We start from the raw sequence: 19829 nt of genomic DNA on the forward strand, positions 1-19829 counted from the left end.
TATGCACTTGCTGTTGAAACGTGAGTTTTCGGCGCTTCGATCCTGGCGGCCGGCAATGACGGCGTTTATTGCTGCATTCCGAATAACGTTAACGGAGAACACCGTATACTATAAAGTAAAGAAGTAGTTACAGGTTATCGGTATGCTTAAAGAAATAGGTTATCAGCGGGAAGCCGCTCTGCGCTATGCGAAACAATGGGCGATGGGTAGAAATCCCCGCTATCTGGATTTTGAACATCTGGGAGGCGACTGTACAAACTATGCCTCCCAGTGCATTTATGCCGGGAGCGGCGTCATGAACTATACTCCGGTGACTGGATGGTATTACAACAGCGCATCGGACAGGACGCCAAGCTGGACCGGGGTTCAGTATCTCTATAATTTCCTTGTGGGAAATAAATCCGTGGGGCCATATGCGGCTGAGACAGGAGAATCAGGAGCAGTGCCAGGAGATATTGTCCAGCTGGGAAACAGCAATGGATTTTATCACAGTCCGGTCATTGTGGCTGTGGATGGCGGGCGCATTTATGTGGCGGCCCACAGTTATGATGCATATATGCGTCCGCTGGATTCTTATATTTATGAGAAAGCGCGCTTTCTTCACATTCAGGGGGTACGTAACTGGCAGTAACAATTTTTACGATTGGAGGATACCGGATTGAAGGGGTTAGAACGGTTTATCAGCGCTCAAGAAGAAAGCTACGGCCGGGCGTTGCTATAGTCAGTGACAATCCGGTTTTTCAGCAGGTACTGGATAAATATTTTAATGGGGAACTGGATGATTTTACTGTCAGGGCATTATCGTAAGAAGGGTTTATCTTGTAGGAGATAGCGTCGATGGACATCAATGCTATCTCCTCTTGTGCTTCGTCCTGTGTTCAGATAAAATGGGTTCAGGTGAAATTATGATTCAGGCGGGGAGCAGGTCAATGGAACAATACTACTACAACCATATGAATAAACTGGAACAGAGTGTATATTACGCTATGAGGAACGGGCTTACCTCCTTAGCCCCTTCATTTTTGGTACCCCGGATGGAGAGCAGGGAGCTGACGGAGATCTTTTTCAGACTGCGGCTGGACTGTCCGGAAATTTTCTATGCAGTTGGTTTCCGCTACAGATTTTACCAGGATTCCGGCAATATTGAGATGATTCCTGATTATCTGTTTGATAAATCCAAGGTTAAGGATCATCAGAAAGCGATGGAAGCCCGGGTTGAGAAATTGGTTCGTCCGGTCAGGAGTCTGACGGAATGGGAGAAAGAAGAATTTATCCACGATTTCATCTGTTCCAATGTCAGGTACGATAAATTGAAGAAACCATATTCACACGAGATCATCGGACCGCTCGGTCAGGGAGTCGGGGTCTGCGAAGGGATTGCGAAATCGGTGAAGATTCTCTGTGACGCTCTGGGGATCTGGTGTATCATCGCAGTCTCGGAGGCTAACCCGGAGAAGGAAATCAAATACCGGCACGCCTGGAATATTGTGCGGATAGGCGGAACGTACTACCATCTGGATGCAACGTTTGACAACAGCCTTGGTTATTGCGGAAGCCTGCGGCATGATTATTTTAATTTAAGCGACAGGCAATTGTTCAGAGATCATGAGCCGGCTCTCTATGGGGTGCCGGAGTGCCAGGACGGGGATGCCTTTTATTATAAAGTGAAAAAGCTTTCGTTTACCCGGCAGGAGGACGTGGCGAAACGGGTACTGCAGGCTATCCGAAAGAAAAACTCTTTGCTGTTTCACTGGAGGGGCGGATATCTGACAAGAGAAGTATTATCAGAACTTATTCAGCTGGTGGAACAGACCGCGGCACAAAAGGAAAAATATGCACGAATCCGGCTGAACTGGCCCCAGGCGGTCTTTCAGATTGCTTTTGCCGATGAGCTGCCGGGCGAAGAATTAATTGTAGAGCATGCCAACGAAGGAGAGGAAGAGTAGTAATATCCTTTTATTAAATCCGGCATAAAAACGTAGACGAGGCATCGAAACAGATGCCTCGAAACTTTGTACGAATCAAGTCTCATAACGGATTAAGATCCGCGTGATATATTCTTTCATGTCCTGAATGGCCATTTCGTTCATTCCCTCCTCATAGGCATAACCGGTTAAAGAAAGACCGTTTTGCTCTGCATAGGCTATAATCCGCGTATAAGTATAGGGCAGATTGTCCCAGTCTCCCACACAGAAGGCCATAAGATAATGGCCGGGAGGCATAAAAAACAGTGTATCCTGTCTGACGTTCTGGTCAACTCTTGTGAAAAAGTAATCGTAATTGTCTAAATTTCCTCCAACCACTTTCTCTATGGAGATCATACTGCCGCAGCCTTTTTTAAAGGTAGAAACTTCCTGGGCTTTATGCAGGTGCTCCATCAGTGCGGCAAAATCCAGACCGGCACCTGCGGAAACCGGACTTAAGACCATCCATTCCCCCGGACAGGTAATCTGTTTTATTTGATTTAAATCGGTGTGTTCACAGAGAGACAGCATCTGCTGTTTCTCTGTAAAGATTTCTTTCATCTGATTCAAGTGCCGGATCGCAGCGTCAATTTCTGTGATTTTTTCGGTAATAAGCCGGTTCAGGGCAGCTGCGGAACAGTGTTTCAGATAATCTTTTATCTCGCCGATGGATACGCCGAGTTCCCGGAGGGCCAGCAGCATCTCCAGATCGGGGCTTTGCTGGTAGGTATAGTAGCGGTAACCATTTTTCCCTGTATATGCTGGGGAAAATAGGCCGATCTCATCGTAATAATGGAGAGTTCTCTTATTAATGTGATGGAGCCTGGCAAATTGTCCGGCGGTAAAATAGTAATCTGCGTTCATTTTATAATTCCTTTATTGACTTTACAGTGACTGTATAGTTTATGATACGAAACAGTAAATGGAATGTCAATAAACAGGAGCCAAAGAACGGTAAGCCGATTCCGGCTCTATATGGAGGTTACAATGAAATCAGAAATCAAAATTATTTACCGGCCCTTTGATAAGAGAGATTATAAAGATCTGGAAGAAATTATCAGGAAAACATGGAACTATGACCGGTTTTGCGGACCGAAGACGGCGCAGGCTATGGCCAGGTTATATCTTGCCAGCTGTCTGTCTTCCCAGGATTTTACCTGTGTTGCGGAGCGGGACGGCCGGGCCGTGGGAGTGATCATGGGCAAAAATGAGGAAAAACATCATCCTAAGCTGGGGTACCGTCTGCGCCAGCTTAGAGCCGCAGTATCTATGCTTTCCCGAAAAGATGGGAGACGGACTGCCAAAATGTTCGGCGGGATCGATAAACTGGACCGGTCTTTGCTGGAAAACTGCGGACGTAAATTTAAAGGGGAACTGGCTTTCTTTGCAGTTGCGCAAAACCAGAGAGGCACCGGCATAGGGAAGGAGCTGTTCAGCCGGTTCTCAAGATTTATGAAAGATGAGGGAATCAGGTCATTTTATCTTTTTACGGACAGCACCTGTAATTATGGCTTTTATGAACACCAGGGGATGAAACGGATCGGGAAGAAGATTTATTCGCCGGAGCCATATGGAAAGGGTGAGATGGAGTTTTATATTTACTGCGGTTGAAAAAGGGCCTTGACTTGAAGTTAACTTTAAGTGCTATGGTGAAATAAAATCAAACTATGACATATAGAAAGAAGGATTGAAAATGGATAAAGAGAAGTCTAAAGTTTATTTCACCAAATCAATCACGGCGGAAGGTCTGATGAACGCCTATCATGCGCTGGAGGGAGAACTGAAGGGCAAGGTGGCAGTGAAAATTTCTACCGGTGAACCGGGCGGACATAATTTTCTCCAGCCGGCGCTGATTAAGCCTCTGGTGTCCGAGCTAAACGGGACTATCGTGGAATGTAATACAGCCTATGACGGAAAACGGCGCAATTCTGCAGATCACTGGCAGGCTATCAGAGATCATGGCTTTATGGACATTGCTCCCTGTGATATTCTGGATGAAGAAGGCGACATGCCTATCCCGGTATCTGGAGGAACTCACCTGGAGAATAACTATGTGGGCGGACATTTCAAGAACTATGATTCGATGCTGATCTTATCCCATTTTAAAGGACACGCCATGGGTGGTTTCGGCGGAGCGTTAAAAAATATGTCCATCGGTATTGGTTCTTCTTATGGAAAGGCTGTCATTCACGGTGCCGGGGACCCGGATAAGATCTGGACAGCGGATCACGATTCCTTCCTGGAATCAATGGCGGATGCAGATAAATCTGTGATGGACTATATGGGCAGAGAGAATATACTGTATGTCAGCGTGGCGAACCGGCTGTCTGTGGACTGTGATTGTGATTCTCATCCTGCTGAACCGGAGATGGCGGATATCGGAATTTTTTCTTCGATTGACCCGGTAGCGCTTGATCAGGCATGTGTAGATGCCGTATATCAGTCTGCGGACCCTGGAAAAGCGGCGCTGATTGAGCGCATGGAGTCCAGAAATGCGATTCATACGGTATAGACGGCGGCAGAACTGGGACTGGGCAACCGGGCGTATGAACTGGTAAGCCTGGATTAAATATGCAGTAATGAAATACCCTGAAGACGGACACAGCGATGTGAGTTGTTTTCAGGGTGTTTTTGTCTGTTCAAATGGAAGGCGAATCGGTATAATAGATACATAATCAGGTGTAACGGATCAGGGAGGATAAAGTTTGAAACAAAAGCAGGTTCAAACTAACTTATTAAGCAGCATCGCAGGCAAGCCTGCGGTATGCACGGGGGGTTAAGCAATGATTGAGATTAATAAGGAAAAATGTGTGGGCTGCGGACAATGTGTGCTGGTCTGTCCTTTTACGGTTCTGGAACTGAATCAGGACCGGAAAGCGGAGAATAACGGGAAAAGATGCCTTGCCTGTATGCACTGTGCGGCAATCTGTCCGCAAGACGCCATTACGTATGATGGTGAGAATGCAGAGACAGGGGCTGTGGCGCCGCTGCCGGAGAACACGGCCGGGATGATAAAACAATTTATTTATCAGAGACGTTCCTACCGCCGTTTCCGGAAGGAGCCGGTACCTGCAAAACTGATTGAAAAAGCCTTAGACGCAGCGATGATTGCTCCCAGTGCAAAAAATCAGCATCCGACCAGGTGGATTGTAATAGAGTCAGAAGAAATTAAGGATAAAGTGATGGGGCTTATTCTGAACTATTGTGCGGAGCAGGGTGTGTCGCCGGAAGTGATCGAGGAATGCGATAACGGGAATAACCCGGTTATGGGAGATAATGCGGCGCTGCTCATCGGCATCTGCAAAACAGATTCTCTGAATCCGGAACAGGATACGGCTATTGCGCTGGCGACAGCGGAGCTAATCCTGCAGTCGGAAGGGGTGGGTACCTGCTGGGCGGGCTATCTCACCCGTTTTCTGAATCAGATACCGGAGTGTAAGAAGATTTTGAACATACCGGATAGTTACAAGGCGTATGGTTCAATGATGATAGGATATGCGGATGGACAGCGTTACCGGAAGATTCCGGCCAGGCTGATAAAGGCGGAGATTACTACATTTTAGGAGGATAACTAATGAAAAAAGTTAAAATTACGGTGTTAAAAACTACATTAGATGAAGAACTGGCCAGGGAATATGGTGCAGAGGGTCTTGGAGCCTGTCCGATGTTAAAGGAGGGCCAGGTGTTTTATGCAGATTATGCCAAACCGGAGGGACTGTGCGATGAGGCCTGGAAAGCGATTTATCAGTATGCCTTTGCGTTGGCTCACGGGACTGGAAACGAACTGTTTTACTATGGGGACTGGATCAGGAAACCCGGCGTGGCAATATGCAGCTGCAACGACGGACTGAGACCGGTGATCTTCAAGCTGGAGGCGACGGACGAGGAAGCGGCTGTGAATTATGAGCCGGTAAGATGAACACATATTAAGAAGTGAAGAAGGAGAGCGGAGATTAAAATGAATAAACTTGTGGTAAAAGAAACAAAGGAAGCGGGCTATATCCATCCGGAGCTGCACAGCCAGTTTATTGAGTTCCTGGGCACGTGTATCTATGACGGTCTTTGGGTGGGAGAGGATTCTGAGATACCAAATTATCATGGCATGAGGAAGAGTGCGGTGGACGCTTTAAAGGAACTGGAACCGCCGGTGATCCGCTGGCCGGGAGGCTGCTACGCGGATACATACCACTGGCGGGACGGAATCGGCCCAAGAGATAAAAGGCCGGTTACCTACAATGAAAATTTTGCCACGTTTACCGTGGATCACAATGAATTCGGTACTCATGAATTCATGGAACTGTGCGGGATGGTGGGAGCGAAGCCATGGATCAATATTAACCTGCTTTCCGGCACAGTAGGAGAGATGAAGGAATGGATGGAATACTGCAACCGAAGGGAGGAAACCAGTCTTTCCAGGGAGAGGGCAGCCAACGGCTCGCCGGAGCCCTTTGCGATAGAATACTGGGGGATTGGAAATGAGTGCTGGAACGGCGGCGGCCGGCTGACAGCGGAGAGCTACGCGCAGGAATACCGTAAGTTTGTCACCGCGATGCCCCTGTTTGATACCAGGCTTCCGGAGGGAGAGCGGCCCTATACCATGAAGAGGATCGCAAGCGGTCCCGACGGCAATAAGCCCAGAGAGAGGGTAAGATGGACGGAGGAGTTCTTCCGGAATATGGCCCAGTACCGTCAGCCGCCGGTGGACGCCTATGACCTGCATTTTTATAACTGGTGCGTGAAAACGCCTGAGGAACGGGCGGAATTATTTAACCGGGAGGACTGGTATCGTGTGATCGACAGCTGCCTGGTATTGGAGGATGTGATTCAGGAGCAATATAAGCTGATCCAGGAGGGACTTAAGAAATATCCTGCCTCCGAAGGATTTATGAAACATCCCGCTCCGACCTGTGATCTTGTGGTGGGAGAATGGGGCAACTGGTACCGGTCTTCTTTTGAAGTAAGGCCGGCTCTGTACCAGCAGTGCACCATGCGGGACGCTATCACCAGTGCACTGACTCTTGATATTTTTCACCGGAACTGCAATATGGTGAAAATGGCCTGCGTGGCCCAGACGATTAATGTACTTAATTCACTGATCCTGACAGACGGAGAGAAGTTTCTGCGTACCCCTAATTTTGATGTATTTATGATGTACAAGGTACACCGGGGCGCGAAAGCGGTGGAATTAAATTTATGCCAGGACTACGGCCGGCTGCATACATTTGCATCCCGTAAGAATGACCGGATCTATGTAAATATAGTCAATGCGGATATGGACAAGGAGTCAGAGCTTTCCATCTGCTTTGAAGAGAATACAAAGCCGGTGCAGGTTACCGTTCTCGCCGCAGATGCTCCGGATGCCTGCAATACCTTTGATATGCCGGACCGGGTGAGGGCAAAAGCAGGAAGGCTGCCTGAGAAAAAGGAAGATACCTACCGTATTAAGCTGCCTGCGGCGTCCGTCAGCGTCTGCGAATTTCAGATTATCATGGAAGTAGACCTCAATAGGAGGTGAGTAAATAACAAATACGTCATGGTGGGAGCCCAGTCTCCTTCCAAGATAAAGCCTCCGACGGATTGCAGAGCCGCACAGATGTATTATGTCATGCAAAGCATGACGTGCGGCTCGCAGCAAGCACGCCGAGGCGTACTTGAATTAAACAGGTGATTTCAGAATGAGAGAAGAATTGCTGGAGCGGCTGAGCCGGATCAGCCAGGAGGAACGGGAAATACTCTCCGGCAGCGGACAGGTGCGAAAAGAACTCTATACGACCCGGAAGTATTTTACGGTGGAAAGCCGCAAAATGCTGGAATCGGGACAGTTGATTGCGGTAAGGACCCACACCCGGTTTGTACATTTTCCCAGGCATAATCACAACTTTGTGGAAGTCAGCTATGTCTGCCACGGAGAAATTACTCATGTGATTGAGGGGGAACCGGTTACGATACGGGAGGGGGAGCTGCTGTTTTTAAACCAGCATATCACACACGAAATCCTGGAGGCAGGAGAGAAGGACGTAGCTATCAACTTTATGATTCTTCCGGAATTTTTTGATACGGCTCTGGGGATGGTGGGCCCGGAAAATATATTGGCAGACTTTCTGGTGAATGCACTGAGGGAGAAAAACGGCGTCAGCCAGTACCTCTATTTCCAGGTGTCGGAAAATCTGCAGATTCAGAATCTCATGGAAAATATCACCTACTCTCTCATCTATAATCAGGGAAACGACAGCCGGGTCAACCAGATTACAATGGGGCTTTTGTTTTTATATCTTCTGAATGAGACCCGCAATATGAAGTCGGGAAATTCCAGGCCCTATGAAAATATGATTGCTATGACGGCTCTGAAATATATCCGGGAACACTACCGGGATGCCAGTCTGGGGCAGCTGTGCAGCATGCTGGGCCAGACGATGCCTACGTTAAGCCGGCTGATCAGCAGGGAGACAGGCTATACCTTCAAGGAACTGCTGCAAAAGCAGAGAATGGCCCGCGCCGCCGAATATCTGGTGGAGACAGATCTGCCGGTAAATCATATTGTGACAGCGGTAGGGTATGAGAATAACAGCTATTTTTATCGGCGCTTTCTGGAGTGTTTTGGTCTGACGCCCAAAGAGTACAGGATTAAATACCGGGAAAAAGATAATGTACCCAAATAGAATACATCCTCGAGGTTTGTCAAATCGTGAAAATAAGGACGGTGAATTGTTGAAACACCGTCCTTATTTTTTTATCCTCTGTCCTTTACAATGAAAGAAAATGGGAAAGGCGGGCGGTGAAAATGAAGACTTACAAAGGTTTTAAAATGAAATTATATGACGGTATGGCGGAGGAATATGAAAAAAGGCATAACGCGCTCTGGCCGGAAATGAAGAAAATGATCCATGAATACGGGGGAAGCAATTACAGTATTTTCCTGGACAGAGAGACGAATGTTCTTTTTGGATATCTGGAGCTGGAAGATAAAGAACGATGGGACGCATCGGCGCAGACTGCCATATGCCGCACATGGTGGGATTACATGGCGGATATCATGGAGACTAACCCGGACAACAGCCCGGTTTCGGTGCCTCTTCATCTTGCCTTTCATCTGGATTAAGCAGTGGATCAACCCGGAAAGGCGGTGGATAAGATATGACAGATTATTATCTGGCTGTGGATATCGGCGCATCCAGCGGACGGCACATCCTGGGCCATATGGAGAAGGACCGGCTGGTGCTGGAAGAGATTCACAGATTTGACAATGAACTGGTGAAAAAAGATGGCGAAACCTGCTGGGACTTAAGGCATCTGTTTGAAGAGATTAAGACCGGAATGAAAAGATGCCGGGAGAGCGGAAAAATTCCGGTGAGCATGGGAGTGGATACCTGGGCCGTGGACTTTGTGCTGCTAGATAAGGATAACAGTATCATCGGCAATACAGTGGCCTACCGGGATAAACGGACGGAAGGGATGGACCGGTTGGTGTACCAGAGGATTTCTGAGAGAGAACTGTATGCCAGAACAGGGATTCAGAAGCTTGTCATCAATACCATTTACCAGCTGATGGCGGTGAAGGAAAGGCATCCGGAGTATCTGGAGCAGGCAGACAGCTTGCTGATGCTGCCCGATTATTTTCATTATCTGCTCACAGGAATCAAGAGAACGGAATATACCAATGCCACCTCGACTCAGCTGGTCAGCCCGGTTACAAAAGACTGGGACCGGGAGCTGATACGGCAGCTGGGATATCCGGAAGATATATTTCAGCAGATTGTGCTTCCCGGTACCGGCCTGGGCTGCCTGACGGAGAAGATGCAGCAGGAGGTAGGGTTTAACTGCCGGGTTGTGCTGCCGGCAACCCATGATACCGGCTCTGCGGTGATGGCGGTGCCCTCCGGGGAAAAGACGCCTCTCTATATCAGTTCGGGGACCTGGTCTCTGCTGGGAGTAGAGCGGTTCCAGGCCGACTGCTCGGAGGAGAGCCGGCTGCTTAATTTTACCAATGAGGGCGGCTATGATTACCGGTTCCGGTATTTAAAGAACATTATGGGACTTTGGATGATTCAGTCCCTTCGCAGGGAAGAAGGTAAAAAGTATTCCTATGCACAGTACTGCGAATTGGCGGAAGAGGAAACGATAGATTCAATTGTGGACTGCAACGACGGGCGTTTTCTGGCGCCGGACTCCATGATAGAGGCGGTACAGTCCTATTGTATGGAATCCGGGCAGCAAAAGCCTGTAAAGTCCGGAGAACTGGCAAGGGTGATATACCGTAGTCTTGCCGGCTGCTATGAGAAGGCAATAAAAGAAGCGGAGCAGATCACCGGCATTACATACCCTGTGCTGCACATTGTAGGAGGGGGAGCCAATGCAGAGTATCTGAACCGTCTGACGGCCCGTGCAGCCGGAAAAACGGTCCTTGCAGGGCCGGTGGAAGCGACAGCGATCGGCAATCTGATTGCCCAGATGCTGGCGGCGGGAGTATGGGAAAGCCTCTCGGAGGCCAGAGAATGTGTATATCGTTCTTTCCCGATTGAAAAACAGGAACCATCTAATGCGGAAGTCTAAGGAGCAGGAAGGAGATAGATATGACGACACAGGAAAGATATGAATCGGCAAAGGAATTATATAAAAATATAGGCGTTGACACGGAAGCAGCGGTAAAGCAGCTTCAAACGATCCCTGTTTCCCTGCACTGCTGGCAAGGAGATGATGTGCGGGGCTTTGACCACGACGGACCGCTCACCGGAGGAATCCAGACGACGGGCAATTATCCCGGACGGGCAGACAGCCCGGAAGAACTGATGGCAGATCTGGATGAAGCGTTTAAGCTGATGCCGGGAAAGCATAAATTAAACCTGCACGCGAATTACGCGATATTTGAAGACGGAGAGTTCGCGGACCGGGACGCTCTTCTTCCAAAACACTTTAAGCGGTGGGCAGCGTACGCCAAGGAGCGGGGGATGGGAATTGATTTTAATCCGACGTTTTTCTCCCATAAGAAGGCGGACGATTTCACCCTGAGCAGTCCAAAGGAAGAGATCCGGCAGTTCTGGGTCCGTCATGGGCAGGCGTGTATCCGCATCTCCCAGTATTTTGCAGAGGAGACGGGTGAGCCCTGTGTTATGAACATATGGATTCCGGACGGCTACAAAGACGTGCCGGCGGACCGGCTGTCGCCCAGAGCCAGATTTAAGGATTCTCTGGATCAGATTCTGTCCATACCTTATGATAAATCAAAGGTGTTTGTATGTCTGGAATCAAAGGTGTTCGGGATTGGCCTGGAATCCTACACGGTGGGCTCCAGCGAATTCTGTATTAATTATGCGGCTCAGAAAGGGATACTAAGCCTGATGGATAATGGGCACTATCATCCTACGGAGGTGGTGTCGGACAAAATATCTTCTATGCTTTTGTTTCACGAGAAGCTGGCGCTTCATATAACCAGATCGGTGCGCTGGGATTCAGACCATGTGGTCCTCTTTGATGATGAGACGAAGGAGATTGCGAAAGAGATCGTGCGCAATGATGCATTGGACCGTGTTTTCCTTGCCCTGGATTATTTTGACGCTGGAATCAACCGGATCAGCGCCTGGGTGGTAGGGATGAGGAATCTTCAGAAAGCGCTGCTTTACGCGCTGCTCCAGCCCAATGAAAGGCTGAAAGAACTGCAGGAAACAGGAAATTATACGGAGCTGATGGTACTGCAGGAAGAGTTAAAATTGTATCCCTTCGGAGACGTATGGAACTATTACTGTGAGCGGTGCGGCGTGCCGGAGCGGGAAGATTGGTTTGAAGAAATCCGCCGGTACGAGCAGGATGTGCTGAGCAGAAGAAAAAGCTGGACGATGTAACAGTATTTAGCCGGACAGTAAAATGGTCTGTCCGCAGAAAGGAATAAAATCAGATGAGAGTATTGGACGCCCCTTTTGTGCAGGGATATATCAGAATGGCAAATGACGGCTGGGAACAGGGCTGGCATGAGAGAAACGGCGGTAATCTGAGTTATCGTCTGAAACCGGAAGAAGCCCGGTTAATCCGGGAAGAGCGGAGCGAGGACGGAGAGTGGCAGGAGATAGGGACAAGAGTGCCCGGACTTGCCGGAGAATATTTTCTGGTGACAGGCAGCGGGAAATACTTCCGCAACGTACAGAGGGACCCGGAGGATTCTATCTGCGTTATTGAAGTGGATGAGGCCGGAGAAAAGTACCGGATACTGTGGGGACTGGTAAACGGCGGACGTCCCACCAGCGAGCTGCCCACCCATCTTATGAACCATGAAGTAAAGAAACGAGTCTCAGGCGGTGTCCATCGGGTGATATACCATGCCCATCCGGCTAACCTTATTGCCCTTACCTTTGTGCTGCCGCTGAAGGATGAAGTATTTACCAGGGAACTGTGGGAGATGGCTACGGAATGCCCGATTGTATTTCCGGACGGTCTGGGCGTGGTTCAATGGATGGTGCCGGGAGGCAGAGAGATCGCGGTTGCCACCAGCAAACTGATGGATAAGTATGACGCCGCAGTCTGGGCCCATCATGGATTGTTCTGTTCCGGGGAGGATTTTGACCTGACCTTCGGACTGATGCATACGATTGAAAAATCAGCTGAGATTCTGGTCAAAATGCTGTCTATGAGACCGGATAAGAGACAGACCATATCGCCTCAGGATTTCAGAGATCTGGCTGTGGCATTCCATGTCAGTCTGCCGGAACGATTCCTGTTTGATAAGAAATAACAGCCGTAAATCTACGCATAAAGAGCATCTTAAAAGCCAGGGAACCGACCTTTAAGATGCTCTTTTTTATTTCAAAATTTTATCCTTATATGACAGACCCCACTGCACCATGGTATCCAGAATAGGTTTTAAACTGTAACCGGTCTCGGTAAGCGTGTACTCCACCTTGGGAGGGACCTGCGGATATACTTTGCGGGTCAGCAGGCCCGCCGCTTCCATAGAGCGCAGATGGCTGGTGAGTACCTTCTGGGAAATCCCGGATACCGACCTCAGCAATTCGCCGAAACGTTTCGTACCGGTGAGAAGATCCCGGATAATGAGGACTTTCCATTTATCACCGATCAACTGCAGCGTCATTTCTACCGGACATTCCGGAATTCGCTTTTCCATAAGATCATCAACTCCTTTTCTGACATAAATATACTAAGTATCTGAATAGCTGTATATTATTTTATGACTGTCAAGCTTATTTTTCAAGTGCCAAGACATGGACGGAACCGGCTGATTGTGATAAGATAAAGCCGGATTGACAGCATTACGAACGGATGCAGGAAGGGGAAATCTGCTTCCCTGATAAATTCAGATAAGGAAAGGATCAGCACATGACAATAGAAATTTTGAAACTGCTGGAAGGAGCCAGGAGGGCCAGGGGACTTGCGGTTATCATTGATGTATTCCGGGCATTTTCACTGGAATGTTATATGGCAGACGCAGGAGCCGAAAGTATCATTGCCGTGGGAGATAAGGCAAAGGCATATGAGCTGAAGAAGAAATATCCCGAGGCCCTTTTAGCAGGAGAGAGAAAGGGAATCAAGCTGCCGGGTTTTGACTATGGAAATTCACCGTCGCAGACGGCAGGAGCAGACCTGCGGGGGAAGACAGTCATTCATACGACCAGTGCCGGTACCCAGGGACTGGAAAACGCGGTTCATGCCTCTGAGATCATTACCGGAAGCCTGGTAAATGCAAAAGCGATTTCTGAATACGTCAAATACCGGAATCCGGCGCATGTGTCGCTGGTCTGCATGGGAGTAGGCGGTGCAGAAGAAGCAGATGAAGATAATCTGTGCGCCTGTTATATTAAAAATCTTCTGGAAGGCCGGGATATAGATATTTCCGGTGAGATTGAAGGTCTGAAAACCGGTACGGGGGCCCGCTTTTTTGACCCGATGCTTCAGGAACACTGTCCGGAAGAAGACTTCTGGTTATGCACCAGAACAAACCGGTTTCCTTTTATCCTGGAGGCAGAGAAAACAGAAGATGGATTCGAAATGGTAAAAAGAGAGATTGTAAGAGATGAAAGATTTTAGATCAGATAAGAATCAAGCCTTATCTGTTTGGCAGGAAGGTGGAGAAAGCTGATATGACCGCAGAAGAACAGCGTATTTATTTAATCAGGACACTGCAGGAAGATATGCCGGAGTATAAGGATATTCCTGTTCCTCAGGGTGAGAAAGAGCAGAAGGAGCTGATACGGGCTCTTATGAATGTAAGGCCTCCCCTGCCGGCAGGGGAAGGATTCTTGAAGGTTCAGGATGCCTATTTAACGGCTGAGTCTGATATGCGTGGAGTGATAGACGCAGAGAAGCTCCCGGCTGTCCGCAGCAACCCCAGGATTGCTCTGTGGCGCGGTGATATAACAAGATTAAAAGCAGATGGGATCGTAAATGCGGCAAATAGTGCACTGCTGGGCTGTTTCCAGCCTCTGCATTCCTGCGTGGATAACATCATTCATTCAGCTTCGGGGGTGCAGTTACGCATTGCCTGCAATAAGATCATGCAGGAGCAGGGCCGCCCGGAAGCCACAGGGACCGCTAAAATAACAGCCGCTTATAATCTGCCCTGCAGCTATGTTCTCCACACGGTGGGCCCGATTATCTCAGGACCTGTGCGTAAAGAGGACTGTGAACTTCTGGCAGCCTGTTACCGGTCCTGTCTTATGCTGGCTGCGGAGCATGGCCTTGCTTCTCTGGCCTTTTGCTGCATTTCCACAGGGGTATTTCACTTCCCTCAAAGAAAGGCGGCGGAGATTGCGGTGGAAACGGTTAGCCGGTTTCTGGAACACAATCCGTCGATTCGAAAGGTTATCTTTGATGTGTATACCGAAGAGGACTATGAAATCTACCGGGAACTGCTGGAAGCAGAAACAAAGAGATGACAATACCTGAATATAAAAGCCAGGCTTACCGGCAGATCGGTAAGCCTGGCTTTTATTGAATTTTTATTTTTGAACCTGAACCAGATCATCCAGAGACTTGAACTGATATCCCATTTCCTCCCATTTGGTCAGGAGTTCATCCAGAATATCTGCATTTGTCTTGGAGGTACTGTGCAGCAGGACCACAGCGCCGGGATGAATACGGCCCAGAAGTTTATCGAAGGCTTCTTCCTTCGAGGGCTGTTTATCCTGATACCAGTCTACATAGGCCAGGCTCCAGAAAAAGGTTTTATATCCCAGATCTTTCGCCATCTGAAGATTAGCTTCGCTGTATTTTCCCTGAGGAGGCCGGTAATATTTGGTGAGAGGCTTGCCGGTTGTCTCCTCAAAGAGTTTTTCCAGATCTTCCAGTTCCTTCGCAAAAGCTTCTTTTGTGGATATTTTGGACATGTCCGGATGGTTATAGGTATGGTTTCCTACCGTGTGGCCCTCTTCCACCATCCGCTTTACCAGATCCGGGCTGGTATTAATATAGTTTCCTACAACAAAGAAGGTGGCAGGAGCATTGTGCTTTTTCAGTGCATCCAGAATGGCGGGCGTATTTCCGTTTTCATAGCCTGCGTCAAAGGTCAGATATAAAACTTTATCCTGTGTGTTTTGGGCATAATAGGCATCAAATTTCTTGAGTTCGTCAAATGTGGCATTGGCCACCGGCGGCTGGCCTTCCTGCTGAAAGCTCAGGCCCCAGTTGCCGTCGGCTGATGCCTGTACGGACTGGCTCTGAAAATGAAAGACGATTTTGGCGCCCAGGCGTCCCACAAAAAATGCGGCGGCAAATAGAAGTATGTACCCCAGTACCTTTTTGATACCAGGTTTTTTCAGCTTTAATTTCACGTTAGCATCCCCTGTTATTCCAGTTAATTCATTCTATTATCGGAAAGATAGAATCATGCAGGCTATTTTGACGGGAATCTGCCTTTCCAGCTGTATTTTTAATCGGTGCAGTTGGATGATTGACATTAAATTTTTATTCCGTTACGCTGATAGCATCCAATGGATCATTTATAAACAGAAGGCGTCTTCCTTACTAAGAAGAAGGGAGAGCAGATGATAGAATGGGCCCCCTTAATCTGCGAATCATAAAATGTATCATACCAGATGGAAAATAAATCACTATGAGGCCGGTTATCACTATGGGAAACGGCTTCGGGAACACGGAGCAAAGCTTACTGATATTCTGCCCCGGAAGGAGATTCCGGGAAGAAAAGAGTTCTGCGAGGCGTGTATTTTGGTCTACCAAAGAGAGTACCCGCAGATACTTGCGGAAATCCGGGGAATAGCAGACGGACAGGAGATGCCTTTTTCGGAATTGTCCGAGTTTCTGCTTGGGATGTATAATTATACGGCACAGACATTCTGTACCTGTTTTGCCTGCCGCCAGGATGACCAGGTGATATTCGGGCGTAACAGTGATTTTGTAACTGCCCTGGAGGACACCTATGACAGCTGCTACTATCAGCTGGACGGCTGCTATTCTTTTATAGGAAATACAACCTCCATGTCACAGATCGAAGATGGTGTGAATGAATGGGGGCTGGCAGCAGGTCTTACCTTTGTGTGGCCTGTGGTAAAAGCACCAGGATTAAACGCCGGTTTCCTGGTCCGCTATATTCTGGAAAACTGCAGGGATGTGCCGGAGGCGCTGCTAGCCCTTGAAAATCTGACGGTATCTTCCTCTCAGACTATTACGCTGGCAGACCGGAAGGGAAATATGGCGGTTGTGGAGAGTAATTCGGAGAAACGGAGCGTACTGACACCTTTGCCCGGACAAAGCTTTGTCGCAGCAGCGAATGACTTTCATTCATCAGAATTAAAGGCCTGCCGGGCTCCGGCGGAGGATCTGATTCATTCTGGAGAACGGTATCAAACGGCCTGCGGGGCGCTGAAGGAATTTCAGGGACGCTACAGCGCAGAGTTCGCAAGGGACCTTCTGGCTGGGAAATATGGATTTATGTGCCAGTACGATCGCACAGCCGGAATGGATACGGTATGGTCTTCCTTATACCTTTTAAATGAGAATAAGGTTTTCCGGTGCGAGGGAAATCCTTCCAGAAAGAAATGGCTGGAAGATAACAGATTATCATTTCGTCAGCAATAGCATTTGCTTTTCAGCCCGGAATACGATATCCTAGGGAATACAGATAATTTGTGATCACGAGGTGCAGGACGATGTATGACAAGCTAACAAAGAAAGATATTGAAAAATTAGAAGAGGAAATTGAATATAGAAAACTGGTGGTGCGCAAGCAGGCCATTGAAGCGGTGAAAGAAGCCAGGGCGCAGGGGGATCTGAGTGAAAACTTCGAATACTATGCGGCCAAGAAGGACAAAAACCGAAATGAGAGCCGGATACGCTATCTGGAGCGAATGATTAAAACGGCGGTTGTTATCACCGAGGAATCCAGCGAGGATGAAGTGGGGATGAACAATACGGTGCACCTGTATTTTGAGGATGAAGACGCAGAAGAAACCTACCGTATTGTGACAACCATCCGTGAAAATACATTAAAAGGGCTGATCAGCAATGAATCACCGCTGGGGAAGGCCATCATGGGACACAAGGTAAATGACCGGGTCTATGTAAAAATCAACGACAAGGCCGGTTATTATGTGGTCATAAAGGCGATTGAAAATACCGGGGATGACGGCACGGACCGGATTCGAAGCTATTAGGGGAGAAATCGGTAAGAGACGAAACAGTTCATTCGGTTAAGGGGGGAAGAAGTGTAGAAAAACAAGAAGTTTTCTAGTATCAAATAATTGTATGGAGAATGATTTATATTTGTGATAAAATTTGATTATGTAAACGTGTGGTTAGATTATGGACTTGTGTTTCGCAAGTATTGACGAAAATGGTAGGAAGATATGCTTTCGATCAATCTGTATTATGTTTATATATATTTTTATTATATATTACGCATCGCATAATGAGTAACCACACGTTTTTTAGGATGAAGAAATGGATACAATAGATAAAGTAAAAAGCAGAAATGAACTAGCTGATTTTTTAGATATACCAAGGAAGAAATTATCTTATGTTTTATACATTAAAGGAGTTGACAATTTATATACATCATTTGATATACCTAAGAAAAGTGGGGGCTTTAGACATATATATGCTCCGCAGAAAGATTTAAAAGTGATTCAAAGAAAACTTGCTGAAGCATTGTACAATTACCAAAAAGAAATTTGGAATAAATACAATATCAATCCAAATATCTCACATGCTTTTCAAAAAGAGAAAAGTTTTATTACTAATGCTAAATTTCACCGGAATAAACGATTTGTAATAAATATTGATTTGGAAAACTTTTTTGATTCTTTTCATTTTGGAAGAGTGCGGGGCTATTTTTTAAAAGACCACAGTTTTCAGCTACCATTAGAAGTGTCAACTGTTATAGCACAGTTGACATGCTATCAAGGTAAACTACCACAAGGGGCACCAACTTCTCCAATAATAACAAATTTGATTTGTAATATATTTGATGTAAGAATATCTAAATTAGCAAAGAAATATCGATTAGATTATACAAGATATGTTGATGATTTGACGTTTTCTACAAATAATCAAGAGTTCTTAAACACTAAAAACATGTTTTTTGAAGAACTTGAAAAGGAAATTACCAATGCTGGATTCAGCATTAATAGGAAGAAAACAAGGATACAATATAGGGATTCTAGGCAAGAAGTCACAGGAGTTGTTGTTAACAAAAAACTTCATGTGAGTCGAGATTATTATAAAAGAACTAGAGCAATGGCTTATCATTTGTATAGATCGGGAGAATATTTTATTGAAAATGAAATAAAAGGAACTATTAATCAACTTGAGGGACGTTTTTCTTTTATTAATCAATTAGAATGGTATAATAATAAGTTGAATTTGGAAGGGAAGAAGCTCACATACGAATATCTTAATGGAAGAGAAAGAGCGTATAGTCAATTTATATTTTATAAATATTTTTTTGCTAATCCTAAACCATTAATTGTAACAGAAGGAAAAACGGATGTGGTCTATTTGAAAGCTGCTTTGAAAAATTTATGGAAAGAGTATCCTAATTTAGTAAGTAGAAATTCAAAAGGACAGTTTGTGTACAAAGTATTTTTTTTACAGAGAGGCAAACGGCTTGCATATTTTTTGAACTTTAAAAAAGATGGAGCAGATACTATGAATAATATATATAAATTTTTTTCTAAAGAAGGTGGAGAAAAGTATCCCAATTATATAGAAATGTTTAAGAATTTAGGAGGTGTTGTTCCGTTTAACGCTGTTATTTTGTTGTTTGATAATGAGTTGAATAACAAAAATAAGCCTGTATATAAGTTTGCAAGTAATAAAATTTCTGATGATAGAAAAAAGGAATTATATACTAAAACATGGATAAATTTGTTGGAAAATCTATATCTTATGACAACACCATTAGTCGACGAGAGTGAAGAAAGTGACATTGAAATGTTGTTTGATGAAGCTACACTTTCTCACGAAATTGGTGGAAAGAAATTCTGTAAGAAGGATACATATGATACAAGTAAGTTTTACGGTAAAGAAATTTTTTCCCAATATATAATGAAAAACTACAGTAGTATAGATTTTAGTAGCTTTAAACCATTATTAAATAATATTAATGTGATAATTAAGGATTATAAAGAAAAAATACAACAGTTATCATAATTTGATTCTTTATAGAGGAAAGGGAGAGTTGGGGATTTTATTTATTGAATTTGAGACTGCCGGAAGAAAGACGCCCAATTCGGAAATAGGGGTTCTGTACAATATAATGTGAGCGAACGGACACAAGCATGATTGGAGATGATCGTGAAACAGATGCAAGAAACAGAGGGTGTGACGGAAAGATTGAAATTGAAAGATTAATGGCATCCAAAATTGTGCAGAAGAAATTGCGCTAAAGGAAATCGTATACAGATAAAA

General features: G+C 46.3%; 20 protein-coding genes. 17 read left to right on the forward strand and 3 right to left on the reverse strand.

Annotation, left to right across the window (positions count from 1 at the left end; translation table 11 throughout):
• Positions 1-142 precede the first annotated feature (142 nt).
• Positions 143-631, forward strand: a complete 489-nt coding sequence (locus ABCW47_RS01160) for an amidase domain-containing protein (RefSeq protein WP_343208030.1) — start codon at positions 143-145, stop codon at positions 629-631.
• 298 nt (positions 632-929) lie between these two features.
• Positions 930-1946: a transglutaminase domain-containing protein gene (locus ABCW47_RS01165; protein WP_343208031.1), complete on the forward strand. Its 1017-nt coding sequence runs from the start codon at positions 930-932 to the stop codon at positions 1944-1946.
• A 75-nt stretch (positions 1947-2021) separates the two neighbouring features.
• On the opposite strand, the gene ABCW47_RS01170 is transcribed toward ABCW47_RS01165, so the two are convergent.
• Positions 2022-2828, reverse strand: a complete 807-nt coding sequence (locus tag ABCW47_RS01170) for a MerR family transcriptional regulator (RefSeq protein WP_343208032.1) — start codon at positions 2826-2828, stop codon at positions 2022-2024.
• Between the two features lie 123 nt (positions 2829-2951).
• On the opposite strand from ABCW47_RS01170, the gene ABCW47_RS01175 reads away from it, so the two are divergent.
• From ABCW47_RS01175 to rhaD, 10 genes are all read left to right on the forward strand, one after another.
• Positions 2952-3575: a GNAT family N-acetyltransferase gene (locus tag ABCW47_RS01175; RefSeq protein WP_343208033.1), complete on the forward strand. Its 624-nt coding sequence runs from the start codon at positions 2952-2954 to the stop codon at positions 3573-3575.
• Positions 3576-3657: 82 nt separating this feature from the next.
• Positions 3658-4476, forward strand: a complete 819-nt coding sequence (locus tag ABCW47_RS01180) for a DUF362 domain-containing protein (protein ID WP_343208034.1) — start codon at positions 3658-3660, stop codon at positions 4474-4476.
• 271 nt (positions 4477-4747) lie between these two features.
• Positions 4748-5527, forward strand: a complete 780-nt coding sequence (locus ABCW47_RS01185; protein ID WP_343208035.1) for a nitroreductase family protein — start codon at positions 4748-4750, stop codon at positions 5525-5527.
• A gap of 11 nt (positions 5528-5538) precedes the next feature.
• Complete coding sequence (locus tag ABCW47_RS01190) at positions 5539-5883, forward strand: TIGR04076 family protein (RefSeq protein ID WP_343208036.1); 345 nt, start codon at positions 5539-5541, stop codon at positions 5881-5883.
• Positions 5884-5922: 39 nt separating this feature from the next.
• On the forward strand, positions 5923-7479 hold the full coding sequence (locus tag ABCW47_RS01195; RefSeq protein WP_343208037.1) for an alpha-N-arabinofuranosidase: 1557 nt from the start codon (positions 5923-5925) through the stop codon (positions 7477-7479).
• Between the two features lie 160 nt (positions 7480-7639).
• Positions 7640-8623, forward strand: coding sequence for an AraC family transcriptional regulator (locus ABCW47_RS01200; protein ID WP_343208038.1), 984 nt, complete (start codon positions 7640-7642; stop codon positions 8621-8623).
• Between the two features lie 122 nt (positions 8624-8745).
• Positions 8746-9063 carry an L-rhamnose mutarotase gene (rhaM, locus tag ABCW47_RS01205; RefSeq protein WP_343208039.1) on the forward strand — a complete coding sequence of 106 codons (318 nt, stop codon included), beginning with the start codon at positions 8746-8748 and terminating at the stop codon, positions 9061-9063.
• A gap of 35 nt (positions 9064-9098) precedes the next feature.
• A complete protein-coding gene (gene rhaB / locus ABCW47_RS01210; RefSeq protein ID WP_343208040.1) occupies positions 9099-10514 on the forward strand; it encodes a rhamnulokinase in 1416 nt (471 codons plus the stop codon).
• Positions 10515-10534: 20 nt separating this feature from the next.
• Entirely contained in the window at positions 10535-11800 is a 1266-nt protein-coding gene (locus ABCW47_RS01215; protein ID WP_343208041.1) for an L-rhamnose isomerase, read from the forward strand.
• 53 nt (positions 11801-11853) lie between these two features.
• Positions 11854-12684, forward strand: a complete 831-nt coding sequence (rhaD, locus tag ABCW47_RS01220; RefSeq protein WP_343208042.1) for a rhamnulose-1-phosphate aldolase — start codon at positions 11854-11856, stop codon at positions 12682-12684.
• A gap of 66 nt (positions 12685-12750) precedes the next feature.
• Here the strand turns inward: rhaD and ABCW47_RS01225 are convergent, their stop codons facing one another.
• Complete coding sequence (locus ABCW47_RS01225) at positions 12751-13074, reverse strand: winged helix-turn-helix transcriptional regulator (RefSeq protein WP_343208043.1); 324 nt, start codon at positions 13072-13074, stop codon at positions 12751-12753.
• A gap of 212 nt (positions 13075-13286) precedes the next feature.
• Between ABCW47_RS01225 and ABCW47_RS01230 the strand changes: the two genes are divergently transcribed.
• Both ABCW47_RS01230 and ABCW47_RS01235 read left to right on the forward strand, forming a co-directional pair.
• Positions 13287-13994, forward strand: a complete 708-nt coding sequence (locus ABCW47_RS01230; protein ID WP_343208044.1) for a 2-phosphosulfolactate phosphatase — start codon at positions 13287-13289, stop codon at positions 13992-13994.
• A gap of 53 nt (positions 13995-14047) precedes the next feature.
• Complete coding sequence (locus ABCW47_RS01235; RefSeq protein ID WP_343208045.1) at positions 14048-14842, forward strand: protein-ADP-ribose hydrolase; 795 nt, start codon at positions 14048-14050, stop codon at positions 14840-14842.
• Between the two features lie 63 nt (positions 14843-14905).
• Here the strand turns inward: ABCW47_RS01235 and pdaA are convergent, their stop codons facing one another.
• The gene (pdaA, locus tag ABCW47_RS01240; RefSeq protein ID WP_343208046.1) at positions 14906-15736 is read right to left on the reverse strand and encodes a delta-lactam-biosynthetic de-N-acetylase; all 831 of its coding nucleotides are present in this window, start codon (positions 15734-15736) and stop codon (positions 14906-14908) included.
• A gap of 250 nt (positions 15737-15986) precedes the next feature.
• Here pdaA and ABCW47_RS01245 point away from each other — a divergent pair, with 250 nt between their 5' ends.
• From ABCW47_RS01245 to ABCW47_RS01255, 3 genes are all read left to right on the forward strand, one after another.
• Entirely contained in the window at positions 15987-17000 is a 1014-nt protein-coding gene (locus ABCW47_RS01245; RefSeq protein ID WP_343208047.1) for a C45 family autoproteolytic acyltransferase/hydrolase, read from the forward strand.
• A gap of 71 nt (positions 17001-17071) precedes the next feature.
• Positions 17072-17575: a GreA/GreB family elongation factor gene (locus ABCW47_RS01250; protein WP_343208048.1), complete on the forward strand. Its 504-nt coding sequence runs from the start codon at positions 17072-17074 to the stop codon at positions 17573-17575.
• Positions 17576-17861: 286 nt separating this feature from the next.
• Positions 17862-19571, forward strand: a complete 1710-nt coding sequence (locus tag ABCW47_RS01255) for a retron Ec67 family RNA-directed DNA polymerase/endonuclease (protein ID WP_343208049.1) — start codon at positions 17862-17864, stop codon at positions 19569-19571.
• The last annotated feature ends 258 nt before the right edge of the window (positions 19572-19829 follow it).

The organism is Anaerolentibacter hominis, from assembly GCF_032380675.1.
GTDB classification, from domain to species: Bacteria; Bacillota; Clostridia; order Lachnospirales; family Lachnospiraceae; genus Anaerolentibacter; species Anaerolentibacter hominis.

Coding starts and splice junctions, on each gene's coding strand:
- ABCW47_RS01255 (WP_343208049.1), top strand. CDS start 17,862: ATGGATACAATAGATAAAGTAAAAAGCAGAAATGAACTAGCTGATTTT.
- rhaB (WP_343208040.1), top strand. CDS start 9,099: ATGACAGATTATTATCTGGCTGTGGATATCGGCGCATCCAGCGGACGG.
- ABCW47_RS01160 (WP_343208030.1), top strand. CDS start 143: ATGCTTAAAGAAATAGGTTATCAGCGGGAAGCCGCTCTGCGCTATGCG.
- ABCW47_RS01230 (WP_343208044.1), top strand. CDS start 13,287: ATGACAATAGAAATTTTGAAACTGCTGGAAGGAGCCAGGAGGGCCAGG.
- ABCW47_RS01185 (WP_343208035.1), top strand. CDS start 4,748: ATGATTGAGATTAATAAGGAAAAATGTGTGGGCTGCGGACAATGTGTG.
- ABCW47_RS01200 (WP_343208038.1), top strand. CDS start 7,640: ATGAGAGAAGAATTGCTGGAGCGGCTGAGCCGGATCAGCCAGGAGGAA.
- ABCW47_RS01225 (WP_343208043.1), bottom strand. CDS start 13,074: ATGGAAAAGCGAATTCCGGAATGTCCGGTAGAAATGACGCTGCAGTTG.
- ABCW47_RS01235 (WP_343208045.1), top strand. CDS start 14,048: ATGACCGCAGAAGAACAGCGTATTTATTTAATCAGGACACTGCAGGAA.
- ABCW47_RS01180 (WP_343208034.1), top strand. CDS start 3,658: ATGGATAAAGAGAAGTCTAAAGTTTATTTCACCAAATCAATCACGGCG.
- ABCW47_RS01250 (WP_343208048.1), top strand. CDS start 17,072: ATGTATGACAAGCTAACAAAGAAAGATATTGAAAAATTAGAAGAGGAA.
- ABCW47_RS01170 (WP_343208032.1), bottom strand. CDS start 2,828: ATGAACGCAGATTACTATTTTACCGCCGGACAATTTGCCAGGCTCCAT.
- ABCW47_RS01195 (WP_343208037.1), top strand. CDS start 5,923: ATGAATAAACTTGTGGTAAAAGAAACAAAGGAAGCGGGCTATATCCAT.
- ABCW47_RS01245 (WP_343208047.1), top strand. CDS start 15,987: ATGTATCATACCAGATGGAAAATAAATCACTATGAGGCCGGTTATCAC.
- rhaM (WP_343208039.1), top strand. CDS start 8,746: ATGAAGACTTACAAAGGTTTTAAAATGAAATTATATGACGGTATGGCG.
- ABCW47_RS01190 (WP_343208036.1), top strand. CDS start 5,539: ATGAAAAAAGTTAAAATTACGGTGTTAAAAACTACATTAGATGAAGAA.
- rhaD (WP_343208042.1), top strand. CDS start 11,854: ATGAGAGTATTGGACGCCCCTTTTGTGCAGGGATATATCAGAATGGCA.
- ABCW47_RS01215 (WP_343208041.1), top strand. CDS start 10,535: ATGACGACACAGGAAAGATATGAATCGGCAAAGGAATTATATAAAAAT.
- ABCW47_RS01175 (WP_343208033.1), top strand. CDS start 2,952: ATGAAATCAGAAATCAAAATTATTTACCGGCCCTTTGATAAGAGAGAT.
- ABCW47_RS01165 (WP_343208031.1), top strand. CDS start 930: ATGGAACAATACTACTACAACCATATGAATAAACTGGAACAGAGTGTA.